Genomic DNA, 21,178 nt, shown 5'->3' on the forward strand with positions numbered 1-21,178 from the left:
GTGTCCGAGTCCTGCGGAGCGTGAGCCGGTACCTCGGTGACTGCTGCCGTGCCGTCGGTGTCGGTCTGGGGCAGGGAGACCGGGTCGACCCAGATCGCCTCGCGGGTCTCGGGAACGGCGGAGTTTCGGATCGACGCCCAGCTCTGATCGTCCAGGTCGGTCAGATCGTCCAGGTCGATCAGGTCGCCGTCCCGCTGCGGCGCCGGGGTCACATCGCCGATGAGCGCACCCAGCAGAGCCAAGTGCCGATCGCGCAAGCCGGCGGAGGCGAGGGACGCGTCTTCAGGAGCCTCGTTCAGGTCGCCGAGGAGACTGCCCGAGATGTGGGGGCGGTGAGGCGAGTCCGCATCCCGATACTCGTCCCGCAGACCGAGCTGGTGAGTGAGTTCGTGCACCATCTGCACCGGATCCGCGTCGGCCCACCACGTGTTCTGATCCATCGCCTGGTCCCGGCCGGTCAAGTCCACGGTCAGGTGCGGGGCATCGGCGGGGTCGACGTACTCGACGGTCACGTGCAGCAGGTCACCATTGAGCAGGCGGTAGCCGGGCACGTTGAGGAACTCGTCCACGCCCGCGCCGAGTTGCGCGAAAGCCTGCGCGGCCTGCCCGTCCGCGCCGCGCATCGCGATACGGACGGTCAGGTCCGTCACCGGATCGCCGTCGTAGGTGAACCGCCGCGCATCGAACCCGGAACGCACCACGAACCGGGGCCGAGTGTCACGCGGCCCGTGTGGCTGCGCTGTCATGGGCGGCTGGGGCTGCGACGTGGTCTCGGTGCCGCCCTGCGGAAGTCGGGGACGGGCCTCGCCGGTGTCGCCACTGGTCTGCGCCGGAGCAGCGGTCTGGATGCTGTCGCCCTGGTTCTTGAACAGGGCGCTGCTGCCCAGACCCAGGAAGTTGCTCGTGACGTTGTACCAACTCTTGTCGGCCGGCAGCAGCTCCCGTACGGGACTGTCCTTCGCCAGCTGCGCGGCGAACTGCGTCTTGTACGCGTTGTAGACCTTCGCCGTGTTGCGTGGCTCCCACGCCGCACCCACACGCTTGTCGTTGGTGACCGCGATCGTGGCCAGATCCATCAAATAGGTGTCGATCAGGTCGGTGACATCCTGGGACTTGGCACCCGCCACCCCGACCCGCGCATGCTGCGCCATCACCCCGGCCATCTCCACCACGATGTCCCGGTAGATACCGTGCCGAATGGTGTGCGGGAAGGCAGCCATCACATGATCGGCCTGCCCCGCCCCCAGAGTGTTCATGAAACGCGGCGTCTTCAGCGACTCCAACCCCGGCACCATCAGCGGCATGTCCCGGTACAGATCCTCCTCTTCGGGGATCTTCGTGTTGCGGTCGGCAAGGGGATGCAGACCGATCTCATGGGACAGCATCCCCATGATGTATCCGGTGTCGTACTTCTCGAAGTAGTAACTCGCCAGAGCGATCTCGACACCGGCATCACCACGGTCGATCACATCAGCCGGAGTCTCCGTCGTCCGCACATGCAACGTGATCCGGACAGGACGACCACCGACATAGCTCTTGATCGTGCTGTGCTCGTCCAGCAACTCGACGATCCGCACCGCCTTGTCGACGTACTTCTCCGTCTGATTCAAGTTGGTGAACTCGTAGTTCCCCAACTTGAAGGAGCCCATTGCCGGCCCCGGAGCGGCGGGCACCGTGTCCGAGTCCAGGTGGGTGTCCGCGCCCGCGTCGTTGCCGGACAGCGTGCTCAGCTCGTGCGCCTCCTCCTCCGGGGGGCCCGGGAGGTCGCTGCCCGTCGGTGACGGGGGCCGCGGAATGGCGGCCGGGTCCTGCGGCGCCTTCGGTGCGGGTGCCGGGGCGTGCGGGCTCAGGGGTACGAAGTCGCCGCCCCGGCGACGGAGTCGCAGGTGGGGGCTGTCGGAGGACGGGCCGGAGTAGGTATGCGCGGTGCCGTTTTCGTCGACCAGGGTGACGGTGGTTCCGGTCGCCGCGGCGGCCCACTTGGACATGGCGCGGTCCGCATCAGCACCCCACGGGGCCTCGGCGAGATAGCGGCGCAGGTGGCCATCGAGCTCGGCCTGGCTCGGCGCGGGCGCGTTCGGGCCGCTGAACCGGAGGGGCGGGGGCGTGAAGAGCGCGTCGCGCTCTGCCCGATCGTCGCCCGGTAGGCCGTTCAACTGCATCAGTCGGGTGGGCGGCGCTCCGGCGCGGTCTCGCAGCAGTTTCGCCTCGTCGCGGTCCGGTCCGGGCTGCTCCGCGGCCTGGCGCAGGGCAGTGGAGAGCGCGCCGAAGAAGCCGTTGCCACGGCCGGTGGGGGTGCCCTGGGTGTAAGTGGCGCCGTCGGGCGCGGTGAGGACGCCATCGCGGTCGAGGCGGTAGCGCGGACCGCTGCTGTCGGCGGGCGGCTGCCAGGGCAGGGTGGCGTGGCTGCGGTGTGCGGGCGGTTTCGCGGGCTGCTGCTCCGGTGCGGAGCGCGTGGTGTCGGTGCTCGACGTCCCCGTGTCGGTGCCCGAAGTCCCCTTGTCCGTAACGGATCCGGTCTCGGTCGGCGGTGCGGTGACGACCAGGGTCGGGGTGCCGACCGGGAGCGCGGCGGAGAAGAAGCCATCGGTGACGAAGAGGACCGGGTCGCGGGCCGCGTTGACGGCTGCCGGGTCGGCGCCGCGCGGCAGGAAGAGCTGCTCGCGGCCCTCCCCCGTGACCACGGTGAGCGGTGTGTTCAGGAGGCGGGCGGCGAGGGCGGGCAGCAGATCGGCGCCCCCGTTGTCACCCGGGCGGCGCTCCGGCGGGGCCTGTTCGCCCTCCGGGCGCGTCGTGTCGCTCGGCTGATTCGGGTCGTTCGGTTGCTTCGGGTCGTTCTGCGATGGCTCGCTCGCGAACGGGCGGGACAAGGCGGCGGTGGCGAGCTTCACTCGCTGCGCGGGAGTCGGCCAGAAGTTCTGCGGGAGTCGGCCGAAGGCGTCGTACTCGGCCTGCTGGGGCGGGGTGAACGTCACTCCCGCACCCTCGAGTTCCTCCGGCGTGAAGGTGTCCGCGACGTCCAGGGCGAGGGCGTCGAGCAGGTCCTCGTTGCCGTCCTGGCCCAGCGCGAAGGCGAGGCGGTGGCGGGCGGCGTCGACGGCATCCGCGGTGAGCGACTGGTCGCCGGGCGCGTTCGCGAACCGGACGGCGAGGTCGTCTCCGAGCAGATTGGGCAGGAGGTCCCGGACCTCGGCGGCGGCGAGCAGCGAGTGGAAGAACGACGCGCCGTCGTGCGGCACATCGTGCACCTCGCGCACCGTGGTTCCGTCCGGCGATGTGATGGTGCGCGGGGCCGAGTCGGTCGCATCGGTGACGACGTACGGCTTGGGCGCCTCGGAGCGCCATTCCGGCTCGACGTACTTCTGCGGCGCGTCCGGCGCCGGGGCCGAGGTGGGTCCCTGGTGGTGGGCGGTGAGGCGGGAGGCGGCGAGGTGCAGCCGGTGGTGGTCCCGGGCGGCGGCGTCGGCGTGCTGTTCCCAGCGGTGGACCTCCTGGCGGGCGGCCTGCCAGGCGACGACGGCCGGGGACCGGACCACGTCCGGCGGCAGGTCGGTCGGCGGGCCGGAGTTGTCGTCGCCGAGCGCAGCCTGCTCCTGCGCGCTCAGGCCGAGCCATGTCTCCCGGGCCCGCGCGCGGGCGTCGTAGTAGCCCGTCTCGGCCGCGGCGAGGTCGGCCGCCGCCTTGGCCTGGTCGTCCCAGGCCGTACGAACGTCTTCGGTGAAGGTGGTGTCGTCGAGGAGGCCGTGGTCGCGGGCGATGTCCTCGCGCAGCCAGACCAGTGCGGTGGTCTCGGCCTCGGCGGCGCGCGGCCCGCGCTTGGCCTTGCCGAGCGCGTGCAGCGGGCGGCTGTCGGTGAACCGGTGATCCACTTCGGCCACCGAGAGCCAGCTCACCGGCACCGCGAAGAGCATGCTGCGATCGGTGACGACCTTGATGTGCGTACCGAGGGTGGTGTCAGCGGCGCCCTTGAGCACGGTGCCGTCGTTCGCCCCGCCGACCGGGACCGTGACACCCGGGTTGGTGACGCCCGCGTTGCTGTTGCCCGCCAGCGGCGCGGTGCCGACCGCGCCCTCGACGTTGTCGGAGATGCCTGCCTCCAACGCGTCGGAGGTCTTCCGGCGTTGCATGGCCTCCATGCGCGGCTTGTTCTCCACGGCGAGCAGCCGGGCGCCGCCGCGGTGCATCTTCGCGTAGATCCGGGAGTCGGCGGTGTGGGACTGGCCGAAGAGGCGGGCGGACGACTGGGCGGGCAGCGGCGAGCCGTTCGCGCTGAGCGCCTCGCGGAAGCCGGCGGTCAGGCCACCCTGCGCGGTGGCCTCCTGCTGGGCCTGGGCGGCGGCGGTGCCGGGTCCGGTCAGCGTGGTGAAGCCCGCCATGCGTACGTGTGCGGTGAGGCTGTTGCCGGTGTGCCGCCGGCCGAGGTCGCCGTCACCGAGTCCGTCCGCACGCGCGGTGGCGAGGGTCAGGGCGTCCTGGACGTTGGCCGCGCCGAGGATGTCCACGGCGAGGATGCCCGAGCCGATCTTGTCGTCGAAGGGCAGGACGTCGGAGTCGGAGCCGGCGTCAGTGTCGCCGGTGGTGTTTCCGGCGGCCGAGGTGCGCCAGGCGGCGATGCCGTCCGGGCGGGCCTGAGCTGCCGTCAGCATCCGCACCGCGCGCTCCGGCTCGGGCACGTCCTGCTCGGTGAGGGCGCCGTCGGCTCCGTCGCCGTCCGGGGTGAGCAGGCTCGCCGGGAGGATCTCGTTGAGGCTGCCGACCGCGGCGACGGCGCGGGGAGCGAGCCGGTCGCCGGTCGCGTCCGTCATGGTGACGGTCAGGGTGTAGCTCGTGACGATCTCGGCGTGTGCCTGGGTGGTGGCGATGTTCGGCATCGCGATACTGCCCGCGGTATCGGTCCGGGTGCTCGACCGCTGCTTGGCCGCGGTGCCCTGGAGGGAGGGGTTGGCGACGAGGATGCCGCTGCCCGCCGCGCGCTCACCGCCGCTGAGGGTCACATCGGCGCCACGGTCCTGGGAGGCGCCGGTCGCGTCGTCGCGGGCGATGGTGCGGTAGTCCTCCAGCTCGTATCCGGTGCGCAGCCTGTCCACGGTGGTGGTGACCGGGGTCAGTGCGAACTTGATCTGTCCGCGGCTCCCGCCGACCGGCAGCCGGAGCGGGCTCGCCCAGTCGCGGTAGCGGACCGGCAGGGTCATCCCGCCGGTCGTCAGCTCGTGCAGGTTGGCGCGGAGGAAGTCCGGGGACAGCCGCTGGAGTACCTGCTCGCGGTCGTGCGAGGGCACTCCAATCTTCTCCAGCCTCCCCATCAGCTGATGCGCCGCGTGGCTCGCGTCGAGCTGGCCGCTGGGGTGCGTGGGGAAGCGGCGGCCGCGCAGGAAGGGGGGCAGCCGGTAGCCGCCGCCGAGGTTGTGCGGGGTGGTGGTGCCAAGGCCGTCCGGGGCGAGTCCGGACTCGATGACGTCCTGCATCGGCAGGTGGAACATCACCGCGTCGCGGATACGTTGCACCGCGGCGGCGGCCCGGCGCGGGGCGAGCCCGTGCGCGAGGCGTTCGGAGACCCGCCCGGCCGCGGAGCTGATCCCGGCTCCGGCGCGGGTGCCCACCGCGCCCATCGCGGCCGTCCAGCGGTCCCGCACCGCGACGGTCTCGGCGGCGTCGGCGACCACCAGGTACATCCGCCCGGAGTAGCTGAGGGTGGTGTTGCGTCCACGGGTGAGGGTCTGCGCGACGCTGCGGCCCTTGCCCCAGGCGTACTGGAGGGCGGTCGAGTAGGAGCCGACCACCGCCTCCTGGCCCTGGGCCTGCTTCAGCGGCATGTCGGCGCCCTGGAGGCCCAGGGTGGTGTGGGAGACGGTGCTCGCGGTGCCGTTGACGCGGTGCTCGTTGCCGATGGTGGCCTCGAGGCTGGCCGGTTTCGGGTCGCTCTTGACGCGTACGTTGTCCAGGTCGCCGCGGATCGCGGCCTTCATGTAGTGGGTCTGGAGCGGTCCGGCGCCGGTCAGACCGGTGACGCGGGAGCCGAACGGGCCCAGGTACTGGCCGAGTTGCGAGGCCACGCCGAGGTTCGCCATCGCCCGGCGCAGCGCGGTGCGCACCGGGGCCCCGGGCGCGCTGACGTGCCAGGAGGTGCCCGATGCCCGGTCGGCGGTGTCCTGCATGAGTTGCTGGCGCTGCGGTCCGCCCTCGGTGCTGAGCACCACGTTCGGGGCGCTCAGCAGTTTCCGGATGAGCTGCCGGTCCGGCGAGTCCGCGAGGGGCTGCGGGCGGGTGCCGTCGAGGAGTTGGTCAGCCTCGACGGAGGAGAGCCGCTGCGGAGCGGGTGCGGGCGTGCCGGGCTGCGGTTCGACGGGGGCGTGGCGGTCGGAGCCGTGCGCGGACGGCACGGCGAGCTCCACCCGGCCCACCGTCTCTGTGCCCTGGGTGAACAGCGGCCGCTCCTCGGCCTTGCTGACGAAGACGCCCGCGCCGAGCACGCCGACCGTGGCGAGCCGGGCCCAGCCGCGCGGACGGCGGTGTCCTTCGAAGGTGGCGCCCAACTCCACCTGGTAGCTGTAGAGGTCGCTGCTGTTCTGGAACATCAGGTTGTCGTGGGTGACCGCGAGCGTGCTGCGGGTGGCCTTCTGTTCGGTCCTGGCGTAGCGGGCGCCGAGGGACGCGCTGCCGGCCTGCCGCGGCAGGCCGGCCCCGGGCACCTTGTCGTGGTCGCGCGGCGAGATGCCCAGCTCGACGCCGCCGGAGAGAGTCGTCGACGCCTGCTGTCCCTGGCCCGAGATCTCGTAGCCGATCACTCCGTTGCGCAGCGAGCGTTCGCTCATGGTGGTCTCGAACCGCCGGTCGGTGAGGCGCGCCCTGAGGATGAGTGTGTGATGACCGCGCTTCACCTTCCCGTCCTCGGTGAGGGTGACCGGCACTCCGGTGGTGGTCAGGTCGTCCAGGCTCTGCGCCAGGCTGGGCCGGTTCAACGCCTCACGCACCTGGCGGTCATTGTGCAGCGCGGTCCGCATCCGCCCGTCGCCGTACCAGAACTTGGCGAGGCGCGGGTGCCGCAGTACGAGCGGCGGGACGAACAGCGACGGGTAGGAGCGGTGCAGGGTGTCCAGGACGCTGTCGGCGAAGGCCCGCATGGGGTCCGGGGGTGCGGGTTGTTGGGACTGCGTGTCGGACTGGGTCTGCGTCTCGGTCTCGGACTGGGTCTGCGTCTGTGACTCGGTCTGCGGCTGTACCTGCGTCTGGGGCTGGGGTCGGGTCTGGGGCTGGGTCTGCTCCGGAGGCGGCTGCACCTGGGTCTGCGGGCCTACGGGACGGAAGCCCTCGGCGCGGACCTGGCCGCTCAGGTGGACCGGGTCCTCTCGGCTGAGGTACCACGGCACCGGCGGTTCGGCGTCCGGGTTGGGGCCGGCCTGGCCGGGCGTGCGGCTGTCCCAGCCCGCGAGGCGGCGGGCGTCCTGGGTGGAGATCCAGTCCAGGCTGACCACGCGGACCGGGCGGGCCGCCGACGGCAGATCGCCGGGCTTGCGCACCATCAGGGTGCGCTCCACCCGATAGAGCGCGACCGGGTGGTTGCGGACACGGCCGGTGGTCTTGCGGGCCGCGTCCGTGCCGGAGTAGTGGCCGCGCCCGGTGGTGAGGTCGGCGCGGACCAGCGGACCGCCCTGGAGGCGTACGTCGGTGTCGGGCCCGGTGAGGGTGTAGCTCGGCCCGGCGGTGACCTGGAGACCCATGCGGGTGTCACGAGCATGGCCGCGCTCGTTCTGGTACGTGGTCTGGGTGAGGTCGCGCAGCTCCGCCTTGACCGACTCGGTGACCAGGGTGGCCCGATGCGGCACCGACCGCTCCACGATCAGGTGCCCCAGCGGATGCTGTCCGCTGCCCTGGGTCAGCTCGGGTCCGGTGACCGGCCCGGAGAACCGGCCGAACAGGGCGAGCAGTCGACCCGGCCGGACGTACGAGACCAAGGTTCGGTGCGCCGAACTCCCGGGCCGCGCTCCGGAGATGGCGAGCGCCATATCCTCCGGCGAATCCGTCAGGTGCAGTCCGGTGGTGTCGGTCATCCGCGGCTCGACGCCATCCGGGAAGGTGAGCGTCTTCGGCGCCCGCTGGGGCCCCGCGAAGGGCACGGTCAGGTCGTCCGGCAGCCGCCAGCTCAGGCCGTCGCGCATCGCGAACTCCGCGGTGTGCACCTGGGTGCGCTGCCAATTGGGCGTCGGCAAGGGCGCGTTGGCCGGGTCGTCCGAGCTGCTGCTCCGGATGGAGCTGTTGTCCGGGCCGGTGGTGGCCGGGCCCATGGTGGCCGGGCCGGTGGCGGCCGGAGGACCCGTGATGGTGATGGCCGGTGCCTCGGTGACGCGGTCCACCCGCACCCGGTAGTGGACATCGTCCAGGTGCAGGTGCGAGCCCTCATGGGCGCGCCACTCGGTCTGGTTGTACGCCTGGGTCCCCTGCGCGTAGTCGGTCTTGCGGGTCCAGCCCAGCGAAAAACCGATTTTCACCAGCCAGTTGAGCGGCGGGCCCATGCTCAGCCCGCCGGCGATCCGTCGCCCGACGCCGACGCTGCGTCCACCGCCCGTACCTGCCTGGCCTCGCCGCATGGTGTCGAGGCGTACGGTGCCGCCGTCCACGTCGGAGAAGCGCGCCCAGCGGTGGTACGGAATGGCCTCGACCGTCATCTCATGGCCGACCCCGGACTTCTCCCGGCCCACGAAGCGCGCGCCGCGCGGGGCGGTGAAGGCGGCGGGCTGATCGGTGAGCAGCCGCAGCAGGTCCGCCTCGTCGAACTGTGAGCGCAGCTTCTCGGGAAGTTTGCTCAGGATCTCCTCGGCCACCTGCTCGGGCGAGCGCAGGCTGGTCGTGCCGAGGCCGGTGAAGAGTCCGGTCGGGCCACTCTGGGCGGTCCCGTCGTTGCGGGCGTCCGGGGTGCCGTCGTCCGGGTCGGCGTCCGGGCTGATCAGGACCGTGGGCAGTCGGCTGCCGTCATCAAAGGTGACGGTGGCCGGGACCGGGCCCGGCGGCCGGGCGTCCTCGCCGGTCAACAGCCGTGCGGGGCGATGCCGTTCGAGCTGGGTCTCCAGCGGTACGGGGTCGCCCCGGTCGGGAACTTCGCTGTCGGGGTCGGATCCCTTCGTGTCCTCAGTGGCCGGGGCAGCCGGGTCCGGGGGCATGGTGACGGCCGGATCCGGAGTGACAGTGACGGCCGGGTCCGGGGACGTGGTGACGGCCGGATCCGGAGTGACAGTGACCGCCGGGTCCGGGGACGTGGTGACCGCCGGATCCGGAGCGGCCGGGACCGCCGGGTCCGAGGACGTGGTGGTCGAGTCCGGGACGGGAGTGAGCGGGGCCGAGGCCGGAACCAGGGCGTCGAAGTGGTCGGTGCCGTTGTAGGCCAGGTGCAGGGTGCCGCCCTGGCCGCCCGGGTTGAGGGTGTTGACGAAGGTGCTTCCCGGCGACTGCTGGTCGGGCTGGACGAGCCGCAGATCGAGGTCGAGGGTGTGTGCGAGGGCCTCCGGAAGCAGGTCGGCGAAGGGAGAGGACCACAGCGCGGGGAGTTCGGCCGCCGAGGCGACGAGCCCCTTGGCTCCCAGCCGCCAGGCGTCGGCGGGAGTGGGCGCCACGTCGACGAGGTGCGGGTAGTCGCTCTTCCGGAGGATCTGCTGCCACTGGCTGGTGTCGCCGTCGGTGACAACAGCCTGCGCGATGCCGTTCCAGAGGTCGGTGAGCCGGGTCCGCTCGGCCGAGTCCTGCACCCCGGTGACGGCACGCACCCGCAGATCGTCCACCACGGCGAACACCGGGTCGGGGATCGCCTGGGCCATGCCGTCGCCGAGCTCGGTCCCGGTGATCCGGTCGCTCAGCAGGCGGCGCAGGCCTGCGACGTTCCGCGTGGCCCACGTCGGCAGTATTTCGTGGCTGCGCGCACTGTCGAGCAGCGACCGGAAGAAGCAGTTCCCGTCGCCCGGGGTGTCGAGGCGCCGCAAGGCCAAACCATCCGCGTGCACGGTGTCCGCGGTGCCGGGCGTGGCCTTGCTGAGGAGGGTCATGTCCTCGGCGAGGCTCTCCGGGCGGCTCGGCGCGGGCGTCAGATCGGGCCTGCGGCGGGCGAGTTCGGCGGTGTCGTCGGTGCTGAGTTTCAGCTCCGACAGCGGCAGCGGGGTGCTCGAGAGCGACCAGGTGATCTGCGCGGAGGGTGTGTAGGCGAGACCGCGGACGTCCTCAGGCGAGACCAGCGTGGTCGGCGGGAGCGCGGGAGGCGGCGGGGGCAGCAGGGCGTCGAGGGTGGTGTCGGGCCTTGCGGTCGCACGCAACTCGGCCGCGGCGTGCAGGAACTCGGTGTACTGCTCGACAGTGGGAGAGGCGGCGGGATCGCTGTCGCTGGTGGTGGCGCTCGTCGGACCGCCCCGGTCGACGACCATCCGGCGCAGCAGGTCCGGGGTCATCCGGCCGTCGCCGTAGCGGGCCGCGGCGTCGGGGCTGAGCCAGCGCAGGCCGTCCACGAAGGCAAGGCCGGCGAGCAACTCCCGGTTCTCCGGCCGCTGTTCGGCGTCCGGGCCGAGAGCATCGCGCAGGGTGCGGATCTGCTGGAGGGTACGGGCCAGGGCGAAGGCGTCGGCCGGTTCCGGGCCCGCGTGCAGACCGGCGTCGCGCGCTAGCCCGTCCAGGTCGGCGCCGCTGGGCTCCGGGGCGAAGAGGCGCCAGCGTCCCGGGCCGTCCGCGCCTTCGGTGAGTACCGCGCGGACGTCGCCGTCCCCGTCCAGGGCCGTACCCACTTCGGTGGTGGGCGCGTACACCGGCCGCCCGGTGCGGTTCGCCACGTGCTGTGCCACCGGAAGGCCGGCGACCGCGGGCTGCCGTCCGGTCTCACAGGAGAAGAGCACCAGCGGCCGCTCGTTGTCGCTGTCCTGTGCCCAGGACTTGAGCACCTCGCCGAGCTGCACACCGCTGACCTTCACGGTGGGATGTCGCGCGTCGTCGGTACCGAGCGTGACGGTACGGGAAGTGCCGTGCCCCGCGAAGTAGTCGGCGCCCCGCTCGGTGCCCGAGCCCGGGAGCGCGGTCGGCGGACCGGTGAACACCGTACGGGCAGCGGGCGGGTCGGCGGCGGTCTCCGGAGCCGGTGGGGCGGACGTGGTGCGCACGCCGCGGAAGGTGTCCTGGCCAAGGAGCGCGCGACGGCCCGCGCTGTGCGCCGTACCGTCCTCTGCCTGGCTCTGCGAGATGGTCAACGTCTGTACGGCACGCCCCGGTTGGGGTTTGACGGTCGCGTCAGGGACCAAGCGCCGCAGTTGGGCGATGGGCACAGTGTGGCCGTCCAGGGTGGTGACGGCGGGCTCGCGCGCGGGCTGCTGCGCAGGGCTGTTTCCGTTGTCCGTGGTATCACCGCTGACAGCGGGACGTACGACGATCTGCCCGGTGGGCGGGAGCGCTACGGGAGGTGTCGCCGGGGAGTTGTCCGGCGCGACGGTCGGGGGCGTCGGCGGGGGCGGGGTGCCGCCGTTACCGGGGCCGCGCCCACCGGTTCCGTGGCCGTTGCCGCCGCCCGACTCCAGGTGCAGATCGGTGGCCGTCTCGGTCCAGGGGCGTGACAGGGTGGCGAGCTTGGTCGCGGCGGGCGGGCTGGTGTCTGCGGAGTCGGGGCCGACTCCGTTGCTGTCCAGGTAACTCGTCGGCCCCGAGACCACCTTCGGGCGCGTGGCCGGGCCCGATGTCCCGGAGGGGGTCGTGCCGAGGGCGTCGGCGAGCGGCAGCAGCACGTCTGCGCCGGGGAACGCGGCGTCCTGAGCATCCGGAGTGCCGTCCGGCGTCACGGCGGTCGGCGGGCCGGTGAGCGGGCGGACCCGGACCGGGGCACCCGGCCCGTCGCGGGTCAGCTCGACAGCGGCGCGTACCGGGGCCCCCGGCCCCACCTGCGCGACCGGCGGTCCGAGCACGACGGCCCGATCGACCCCGGCCCCGTCAAGCAGTTCGGCCGCCTCCGGCGCGCTCTCCCCCGGTGGCGGAACCTCCGAGACCACGATCGTCAACGCCGGTGAGCGAGTGGGCGACGGGCTCCCGGCGAGCGGGGTGGGCCCGGCCTTCACGTCACTCGGGCCGCTGACATCGCGTACGCCGTCCGTGTCGGCGTACGAGCCGGTGGTGCTCACCTTCGGCGGAGTGCTGGTGATGTCGCCGGCGTCCGGGAGGAGGGCGCTGTCGGCGGAGTCCGGAGCACCGGTGTTCCCGGCCGCCGGGCCGGTGGTCTCCGGAGGCGAGGTGGTCTCCGGCGACTGCGAGGTCGACGGAGCGCTTTCGGGCGTGCTCTGCTGGGGCTGCGCGGTGGAGGGAGCCGGGGAGCCGTTGACAGCCGGGGCCCCACCCGGCCTGGCGCCGGTGCCCGTGCCAGGTGCGGCGGAGTTGGCGGGGCCTGCCGTGGCGGAGTTGCCCGGTCCCGGAACAGCGGAGTTACCCGGACCGGACGCGGCGGAGGCGCCGGGGCCGGACACCGGCGAGGCAACAGGACCAGGCGCAGGCGCAGGCGAGGGGCCTGACCCATCGGAGCTACCCGAGTCCGGGGCAACGGAGTTGGCCGGATCGGACGCGGCCGAGGTATCGGGGCCAGGCGCAACCGACGTACCGGGATCGGGCGCAGCCGAGGTGTCAGGACCAGGCGCAACCGACGTACCGGGGCCAGGTACGGCCGAGGGGTCAGGGCCAGGCGCAGCCGACCCACCGGGACCAGGCGCAGCCGACCCACCGGGACCGGGCGCAGCCGAGGTGTCAGGACCAGGCGCAACCGACCCGACGGGATCAGGCGCAGCCGAGATGTCAGGGCCCTGGGAGGCTGCGGGCCCGCCCGTGTTCTGTCCCGGCGCCTCATTCGTACGGTCGCCCTGCCCGGCCACCTCGTCCGGAGTAACTGGAGCATCCGGAGTGTTCTGAACTCCGCTCCCCGGGGCGTCCACACCCGAGCCCTCCGGAGACGTCCCCGGCGCGACACCATCCGGACCGGCGGTGTGGTCCACCCCGATGTCGGGGCCGTTGCCCATCACCGGGCCGACGCCACCCCCCGCACTACCGCTGCCGGAGTGGACCGCAGCGCCGTTGCCGGAGCCATCCGCGGTAGTGGTGAGTGGTGTATCCACCGTGACCGGGGTACCGAACCCGTCGAGGGCACGGCGGACTCCGTCGGCGTCGATCTGTCCTGCCGGGCTGTTTCCCGCCGGGACCACCCGGACCTCGGGTACTTGCGACAGGTTGTCGTGCAGGCCGTCGCGGACGCCGATCTCGGTGCTGCCGGGAGCCTGGGAGCCGCGCAGGTCGGCGAGGTCGTGCAGGGCCTGCTGGCGGACCTCGGCGGAGCCGTGATGGACCTGCTGCCACAGGTCGTTCTCGGCGGCGGTCACGGACAGCGGGCCCGGCGAGTACGCGGGTGGGTCCACAGTGGAGTACGGCGGCGGGTTCTCGGCGACGTAGGGCGGGGGCGACTGGTTTCCTGTGACGTTCCCAAGGCCGGTGTTCTGCTGGGTGGCGGGCGGAGGCGAGGTGAGCGCGGGGCCGTCGCCGCCCGAGGTACCCGGCCGCGAGGGACCGTCTGTGCGGTCGGAGCCACCACCGTTGCGTGAGCCCTCGGAGCCCGCCGAGTTCCCCGTGCCGGAGTCGGGAGTGCCGCCGGAGACGGTGGGCGGCTGGTTGCGCATGTTGTCGATGACGTTGCGCAGTTCGGCGCCGCTGTTCAGCGCCCCGCCGGTGAGCGTGGACTCGACCTGGCTGCTGATGCCCGCGCCGACGAAGGTGGACCAGCTGGTGGACCAGTCGTTGTCGAAGGCCCCCTTGATCAGGATCTCCGCCAGCGCCTCACCGGCACCCGCGGCGATGAAGTCGGCCACCCCCTTGATCCCATAGTGCCCGGCCAGCGTGCCCGGCAGGTGGGAGTAGTTGTTCAGCAGGTGGTTGTTCCGCCACAGGTTCGGATTGTTGAGAAAGGAGAGCGGGTTGTTCGTGAGGTTGGGGCCGCTCCCGTACGGGGTGGGGCTCGGGGTGCTCTTAGGCGTCGGAGCCGGAGGGGTGGGCGTGGGAGTCGGCGTAGGCGTAGGCGTGGGAGTCGGCGTAGGCGTAGGCGTGGGCGTGGGAGTCGGCTTGGGCTCGGGCTTCGGCGTGGGCGTGGGCTCAGGCTTCGGCTTGGGACTCGGGCCACTGCCGCCGGGGCCGAGACCCGAGGTGTCCGGACCGTTGGGGTTGTTGTTCTTGAAGTCGTTGCCCGGGCCGTTCTTGAAGAAGTTGTTGTCGTAGCTGTTGACGATGTTCTTCGCGAAGCCGTTGAAGATGCTGGTGAGGCCACCGGCAGCGGCGCCGAACGCCGCGGACTTGAGGATGTCGTCCCAGTCGAACCCCTCGGGGCGACGGTCGTTCGGGGCGAAGTTCATCATCGCGAGCCGCACCGCGAAGGTGGTGAACGCCTCGGCGAACGCCTCTGTCAGCGAGGGCGCGATGTGCAGCCGCTGGAGCAGGTGGCTGAGCGTGGTGAGAATCATGAACCGGCTGCGCAGCTTGGCCAGCAGGATCTGACTGGCCGACGCGCCACCGGTGAAGAAGGACATCGCCAGGTAGATGGCGATCTCGATGAGCAGCCGGATGATCTCGGCGATGACCTGCCACTTGGACTCCATGATGTCCATGGAGGTCTTGCGGCGGCCTTCCGCGATCACCTCGAGTTGGTCGGCGAAGTCGATCAGATAATTCTTGCCGCCGTCGTTGGTGAGCGTGCCCATCGCCTCGGCGTACGACTTCGACAGGTCGTCCGGCATCGACTGGGCGATGTCGTGGACCGACTTCGTGATCAGCGAGGAGATTCTGTCGAGCTTCTTGCCCAGGCCGGAGTACGGCATCCGGCTGTCATAGGCGAGGTCCTCATCCGCGTCGATGAGCCTCTCCCCGGTGAGGATGAAGATCATCGCGTTGACCTCGGGCGAGACCTGGATGCTCATCGGGGTCCGTCCTGGAAGCCGCGCGGGCAGGACGGAGCTGCTCCGTCCCGGGAGTCACGCGGACAGGACGGAGCGGCCGCTCCCGGCGTGGTGTTGGTGCGGGAGCGGCCTGCGGTGCGGTGGTCAGCGGCGCCCATGCCCGCCCGAGTCGCCGTCAAGACCGTTGGTGTCGATGCGGTTCTTGCCCTGCTCGATGTCCTCGATGTTGCGGTCGCGGGTGCCCTGCATCATGCGGACCTGGCCGACCGTGGCATCGGTGATGCTCGTCACGGCGTCACGGATGGACAGCATGGTGTCCTTGGTGGTCTGCCGCTCCTTCTGCTCCTGTGGCTTGGCCTTCTCGGCGAAGTCGCCGCTCGTGCCGGGCCAGCTGACCGTGGGAGCGAGCTCGTCGAGGAACTCCTCGGTCATGCTCCTGGCCAGGGTGCCGATCTCCTCCAGCTGCTCCGCCAGGGCCTCGATGCGCTGCGGATCGGCGTAGTACCGCTCGCCCATGGTCAGTTCTCCCCGTCCTCGCCGATCGCGTCACGCCAGGCAGGGGTCGGCTGACCGCCGCGTGCCGTGTCCTCGTTGTCCTCGCGGAGCACCTCGGGACCGAAGATCCGCTCCCAGTCCAGCTCGAAGCCCTTCAGCTCGGGTACCTCGCTGCTGGGTTCGGCGAAAGGCGCCAACGCCTTCATCACGTGGCGGTTCATCTTCAGGCGTGCGGCGTTCGCCGACTCCAGAACACTGGCGGCCAGCTCCTGGGGGGACATGTCGCGGTACTTGTTCTCCAGGAACTCGATTCCGGTCAACTCGCCCTGCGGGCCCACGGTGGAGCGGACCGCGCGGTCGGAGGAGAGTACGGCGAACGACGAGTCGCGCAGCTCGCGCTCGGTGCGCGCGACCCCCTCCTGGGCCGTCCGGAGTTCGGCCATCGCCTTCTCCAGACGCTTCTCCAATGGTTCCATCAGGCCCGCGCCTCTCTTCCGCCTCGGTCTTCCCCTGCGCCCGGACCGGGACCGCGTGTGTCAGGTCCCGGCACCACGTACATCACCTGCGCACATGATCTTGCCTGGTGAGGGCCGGATACGGAAGCCGGGACCACATGGGATTCGTCTCTCCGCGATGGTCGAAGGTGGTCGAACCGGGCCCCGTTCGTCATCGGCCGATGACCGACGGGGTGCCGCCCTCCTCGGTTCCCCATACGTCGGCGTCCTCCTCCAGGTAGTCGGCCGAGGTGGTGGACCTGCGACCCGGCTCCGCCTCTTCCTCGGAGTGGTCGCCGCCGGTCGTCGTCACCCGGGAGGCGGGCGCCAGGAAGGTGTCGCTGTCCTCCTGCCGGTTCCACGGGCTGCGCCTGCCGCGGCGGTTGCGCCGCTCGCTCTCCTCCTGCGCGTCGACCAGTACGGCGCGCACCCGCTCGCCGTTGCCCTTGTCGCTGCCCCCGCCCGCGCCGCCCATGCCGCCGCCGCCCATCGGCATGCCGGGCGAGCCGGGCGTGCCAGGGGCGCCGGGTGTGCCGGAACCGGAGGAGGAAGCGGCCGCCGGGCTGTTCGTGGAGGCCCCGTCGGACAGAGGGGCAGCCCCGCCCGCGCCGAGACCGTCCAGCGAGCCGGAGCCCCCGGAGAGGCCTGCGCCGGCGCCTACGGACACCGGGCTGCCGCCGCCCGCGCCCACTCCACCGCCGCCGCTGCCACCGGTGTTCAGGTCGGGGAGCGTCACGTCCCGGCTGGTGGTGCCGCCGCCTCCGCCCCCGCCGTTGGGGATGTCGAGGCTGTTGGGGATGTCCAGGTTGTTCTTGTTCCCTGCGGAGTTGAGGTCGTGCAGGTCGATCGTCTTGGTGCCGCCCTGCGGGTCGGTGAGGGTGGCGATGCCTGTGTCCGGATTGATCTTCTGCGTACTGCCGTCCGGGAAGGTGGTGACCGGCTCGCCGTTGTCGAGGGAGGTGACGGAGCCGTCCGGGTTGGTCACGTTCGCCCCGTGGGTGAGATCGGTCAGCTTCGTGCTGCCGTCCGCGTCGGTGCTGGTGAGCATTCCGGTGTCCGGGTCGAAGGTGGCCTCGCCGCCGCCCGCGAACTTGGTGGTGAAGTCGTTGCCGTCGAGCGAGGTGTGCCCGCCGGTCGGGGTCTCCAGGCCGGACTGGTTGTTGTTGAGGTCCCCGAGGTTGCCCAGGTCGCCGTTCGACTGGGTGTCCATACCGGAGTTGATGTCACCCAGGTCACCCAGGTTCCCCGCGCCGTTCCCGCTGTTCCCGCTGTTGATGTTGCCCAGGCTGCCGAGGTTCTGGGTGGTGGTCTTGCCGTCCGGGTCGGTGGTGACCGCCTGGCCGGTCGTGGGATCGACGTTCTGAGTGGTGCCGTCGGGGAAGGTGGTGTTCAGCTTGCCGTCGTCCCCGAGCGAGGTCACCGAGCCGTCCGGGTTCGTCACCTTGGTGCCGTCGCCCAGGTTCTGCGTGGTGGTCGAGCCGTCCGGGTTGGTGGTGGTGAGCGTCCCGCTGTCGGGGTCGAAGGCGGTCTTGCTGCCGTCCGGGAAACCGGAGGTGACCTTGTCGTCGCCCAGCTGGGTGCTGCCGCCGGTCGGGCTCTTGAGGGGCGTGTTGGCACCGCCGTTGAGGCCACCGAGGCCACCGCCCGGGCTGTTCAGGCCTCCGAGGCTGCCCAGGTTCTGGGTGACCGGGGGCACGCCGCCGGGCTGCTGCTGCCCTTCACTGCCGCCGGGGGTGTTCAGAGCGCCGAGACCACCGCCGGGGGTGTTCAGGTTGCCGGTGCCACCGCCGGGGGTGTTCAGGCCCCCGAGGCTGCCCAGGCTCTGGGTGACCGAGGGCACGGCGCCGGGCTGCTGGCTCCCGCCCCCACCCGGGCCGTTCAGGCCCCCGCCGCCACCGCCGGGGCTGTTCAGGTCGCCGAGGCTGCCAAGGCTCTCGGTCGGCGGGTGGTTCGCGTTGTTCTGGTTGCCGCCCGGGTTCAGCAGGTCGTCGAGGTTGAGGTTCTGCGTGCCCCCGCCCCCGCCGGGGCTGTTGATGCCACCGAGGCTGTCCTGCAGGGCTTTGCTGTTGGCCTTGGCAGCGGCCTCGGCGTCGGCGCGCGCCTTGTCCGCGGCCGCCTTGTCCTCCTCGCGCTGCTTCTTCGCCTCGTCAGCCGCCTCCTTCGCGGCCGCGGCGGCGTCCGCGTTCGCCTTCTTCACATCGTCGGCTGCCTTCTTCGCGTCCGCGGCGTTCTCATCGTTCGCCTTCTTCGCGTCGTCGTTCGCCTTCTTCGCGGCCGCGGCGGCGTCCGCGGCCGCCTTGTCGGCCGCGGCCTGCGCGTCGTCCGCCTTCTGGTCCTTGTAGTCCGCCGCAGCCGTGCTGGTCGTCTTCGGCTTGGGCACATTGCCCGTGAAGTCTTTGGTGAGGTCCAGGAAGTGGTTGTTCAGGGCGGACTGCACCTTGGCCGCCGCGCCGCGCAGGTACATGTCGACGCCCTGGTTCCAGGTCTTGGCGGCCTTGTCACCGACCTTGACCCAGCTCGCCTTCTCGTTGAGGTCGCCGTACTCCGGGTGAGTCTGGCTGAAGCCTTCTTGCGGGTCGTGATACGTGGAGGACATGTACGGGCCATAGGTCGTCTGGATGTCCGTCTTGGCGACGTTTTCCCGGTCCACCCATCGGGCGAGGTCGTCCAGGACGTAGCGCAGCACCTGATGCGGGTCGTAGTACGGGGACTGGGCCCATTCCAGCCACGCTTCGAGCAGGTCCCTGGCGGCATCCTCCAGATACTTGCGGCCCAGTGACAGGGCGCGCGAGTACACCGTATTGCCGGTGCCGGTCTCGCTGCCGCTCCCCGCGGCGGAGTTGAAGGTCTCGACGTAGTGGTCGTAGTTCTTGCGGATCTTCTCCAGCAGATCGCGGAAGACGTTCGCCGCCTCGCCCTTCCAGCTGGCGTCGTCCCCGCCGAAGCGGGTCTCCCATTCCTTCAGCACCGGCGCCTGGTCCTTGAAGAACTTCGCGGCGTAGTCGAAGGAGCGCCCGGCGGCGTCGAACGAGGCCAGGTCCACCGCCGCTGGCTCGTCGACGCCCTGGCCGTTGAACCGGGCGTTCGTCGTGTTGCCCTCGAGCAGGGCCATGAGCGCCGCCCGCGGCCCGTTCATGTACTGGGCGAGCTTGGTGGAGTCCATCGTGTCATCGTTGTAGTCCGTGAACTCGCCGCCCGTACGGACGTTCGCGTCCTCCACGTTGTCGGCGCCGGCAGAGGCGAAGATGACCTCGTCGCCGGACTTCATCGTGCCCTCGAAGACGATCCGGGCCACCTTGATCGCGTCCGTCGTACCGCGGTCGAAGAACCAGATGTTGTAGTCGTCGTCCGAGTTCATCGCAAAGCCGGATTCCGCGACCGTGCTGAGGCCGCGCTCCTGGAAGTCCATCCGGAAGAGCTTGCCGCCGTGGTCCGAGGTGAGCTTCTCGAAGACTTCGGCGCGGGGGGGGATCACATACCCGGTGATGTGGGTGACCAGATCGGCCCAGGTGTCGGTCTTATGGTCTGCGGGGCCGCCGAAGAACCCGGCGAACGCCAGGTAACCGCCTGATTTTTCATCGTACCCTGAGGCCACCGGGCACCCTTTCTAGTCGGTTGTCGTCCCTGCCGGCATGTCCGGCACGGGCTCAGGAGTCGTCGCCGCCCGCGCCGCCGGTGGTGCCGGTGCTGCCGGAGGTGAGTGTGTCGACCTCTTCGAAGCTCTGGAGCAGCGTCTCGGCGTCGATCGCCTCCAGGTTCTTGTCCTTGGTCTTGTTGGCCTCGTCGATGGTGTCGGTGAGCGCTGCCTTCAGCTCCTCGAAGAGGTCCTTCTGGTCACCGAGCAGCTTGTCGATGGCATCGGCCGCGGTGCGGATGCCGGCGAGCAGCTTCGGTCCCGAGACCAGGGGTTTCGTGGCCATCTGGCCGATGCGCAGAAGCTGCTTCTCCTGGTCGAGGTTGTCATCGGTGGTGTACCCCTCGAGGAGTTCGCCGAGCGTGCGGGCGTCGGAAGTGCCCTCTTCGCGGTGCTTCTTGGCGGCGACGTAGATCGGATGCACCTCGTTGTCCCGGAAGTTCTCCATCTGCTTGAGGTTGAAATGCTTGACGTCAGCCTTTTCACCAGCCATGTGACGTTCTCCTGCTGCTCGGTGCCGGACCGGTGGACGGACCCTCATGCCGGGCAGACGCACCACGCACATGCGGAGGTTCCCGCCTGCCCGGTGGCGTACGCCGGGAAGGGCTAGCGGGCCCGCACACCGCCCCAGTTGTCGGCGCTCTTGCGCTCGTCACGGGAGTGGTTGTCGTGGATGGACCGGATCAGCTCACCGTTGTCACCGAGGAGCCTGGCCATGTTCTTGGTGGCCTGGTCCCACTCCGCCTGGACCTCACGGTACTTTTCCTGGTCCGCACCCTCCCAGGAGTTGACGAGCGGCTTCAGCTCGTCCTCCAGGTTGTTGAGGGTCGTGATGATCACCTGGGTCTGCTCCATCAATTCCTCGATGGCTTGCTGGACCTTGGGGTATTGCACGTCGATGATGCCGTCGGCCATGACGTCTCCTCTCGAAGTCCGGGCGCCAGGCCCGGGAAGCTCACGAAGTCCGGCCTCACAGCAGGGGCCGGTGCCGCGGTGGGGGTCAGCTCAGTGCTTCGAAGACACCCTGGCTGGTCTTGCTGTTCAGAACCTCGGTCAGGTCCTGGTTCTCCTGCGCCAGGCGGTTGGCGGAGGTGACGTTGTCCTGGAGCGCGTCGATCATCGTGCTGATCTGTACGACGACCTTCTGCGCCTCGGAGTTCCAGCTGCGGAAGAGCTTCAGCAGTGCCTGGCCCTCGTCGCCGCCGACGCCCGAACGCGCGGCGATCTCGGCGACGTTGTTCTGGACCTTCTCGACCTGGCCCCGGGCCGACTCCAGGGAGGTGACGCCTCCCAAGCCCTTGGCATAATCCGCTTTCCTTGCGGCGCTGTCCGCCATGTCGCGCTCCTTTCGTTCAGGCGCGTGCATCGCACCGTTCCTCGCTGAGGCTAGAGAGAACTCAGTGTTTTGCGCAACGCGAGTGTGGAAGATCTGAGCATCGGCCGACCAGCCGAATTCAGCTCTATGTCAGCGGAGTTGTTGCAAGATTGCAGCGGGATGAACACACGTGTCGGCCGATCGGGCGGGCGCGAAGTGGAGTTCGGCCCCGCGGATCGCGAAACGGGCGGAAGGCGGGCACGCGAAGAGACCGAACGGGCATGGAGAAAGCCCCGATTCGGGCCTTGGC

The 21,178-nt window shown here is 70.8% G+C and carries 7 protein-coding genes; all 7 read right to left on the reverse strand.

The window, feature by feature from the left end; translation table 11 throughout:
• The coding region (locus ACFVXC_RS39760) for a hypothetical protein (RefSeq protein WP_389916233.1) at positions 1 to 14,951 on the reverse strand (14,951 nt) is incomplete at its 3' end.
• 123 nt (positions 14,952 to 15,074) lie between these two features.
• A complete protein-coding gene (locus ACFVXC_RS39765; protein WP_389916235.1) occupies positions 15,075 to 15,446 on the reverse strand; it encodes a hypothetical protein in 372 nt (123 codons plus the stop codon).
• A gap of 2 nt (positions 15,447 to 15,448) precedes the next feature.
• Positions 15,449 to 15,904: a YbaB/EbfC family nucleoid-associated protein gene (locus ACFVXC_RS39770; protein ID WP_389916331.1), complete on the reverse strand. Its 456-nt coding sequence runs from the start codon at positions 15,902 to 15,904 to the stop codon at positions 15,449 to 15,451.
• Between the two features lie 187 nt (positions 15,905 to 16,091).
• Positions 16,092 to 19,514, reverse strand: coding sequence for an AAWKG family protein (locus ACFVXC_RS39775; protein WP_389916237.1), 3,423 nt, complete (start codon positions 19,512 to 19,514; stop codon positions 16,092 to 16,094).
• 52 nt (positions 19,515 to 19,566) lie between these two features.
• Complete coding sequence (locus ACFVXC_RS39780) at positions 19,567 to 20,046, reverse strand: type VII secretion system-associated protein (protein WP_389916239.1); 480 nt, start codon at positions 20,044 to 20,046, stop codon at positions 19,567 to 19,569.
• 113 nt (positions 20,047 to 20,159) lie between these two features.
• Positions 20,160 to 20,468, reverse strand: a complete 309-nt coding sequence (locus ACFVXC_RS39785; protein WP_389916241.1) for a WXG100 family type VII secretion target — start codon at positions 20,466 to 20,468, stop codon at positions 20,160 to 20,162.
• Between the two features lie 85 nt (positions 20,469 to 20,553).
• Entirely contained in the window at positions 20,554 to 20,889 is a 336-nt protein-coding gene (locus ACFVXC_RS39790) for a hypothetical protein (protein ID WP_389916243.1), read from the reverse strand.
• Positions 20,890 to 21,178: the final 289 nt, after the last annotated feature.

It is taken from the genome of Streptomyces sp. NPDC058257, assembly GCF_042881845.1.
Lineage (GTDB): Bacteria > Actinomycetota > Actinomycetes > Streptomycetales > Streptomycetaceae > Streptomyces.

What these genes read in the sequence shown, in the direction of transcription:
- ACFVXC_RS39765 (WP_389916235.1), bottom strand. Translation starts at nt 15,446, where the DNA reads ATGGGCGAGCGGTACTACGCCGATCCGCAGCGCATCGAGGCCCTGGCG.
- ACFVXC_RS39780 (WP_389916239.1), bottom strand. Translation starts at nt 20,046, where the DNA reads ATGGCTGGTGAAAAGGCTGACGTCAAGCATTTCAACCTCAAGCAGATG.
- ACFVXC_RS39785 (WP_389916241.1), bottom strand. Translation starts at nt 20,468, where the DNA reads ATGGCCGACGGCATCATCGACGTGCAATACCCCAAGGTCCAGCAAGCC.
- ACFVXC_RS39790 (WP_389916243.1), bottom strand. Translation starts at nt 20,889, where the DNA reads ATGGCGGACAGCGCCGCAAGGAAAGCGGATTATGCCAAGGGCTTGGGA.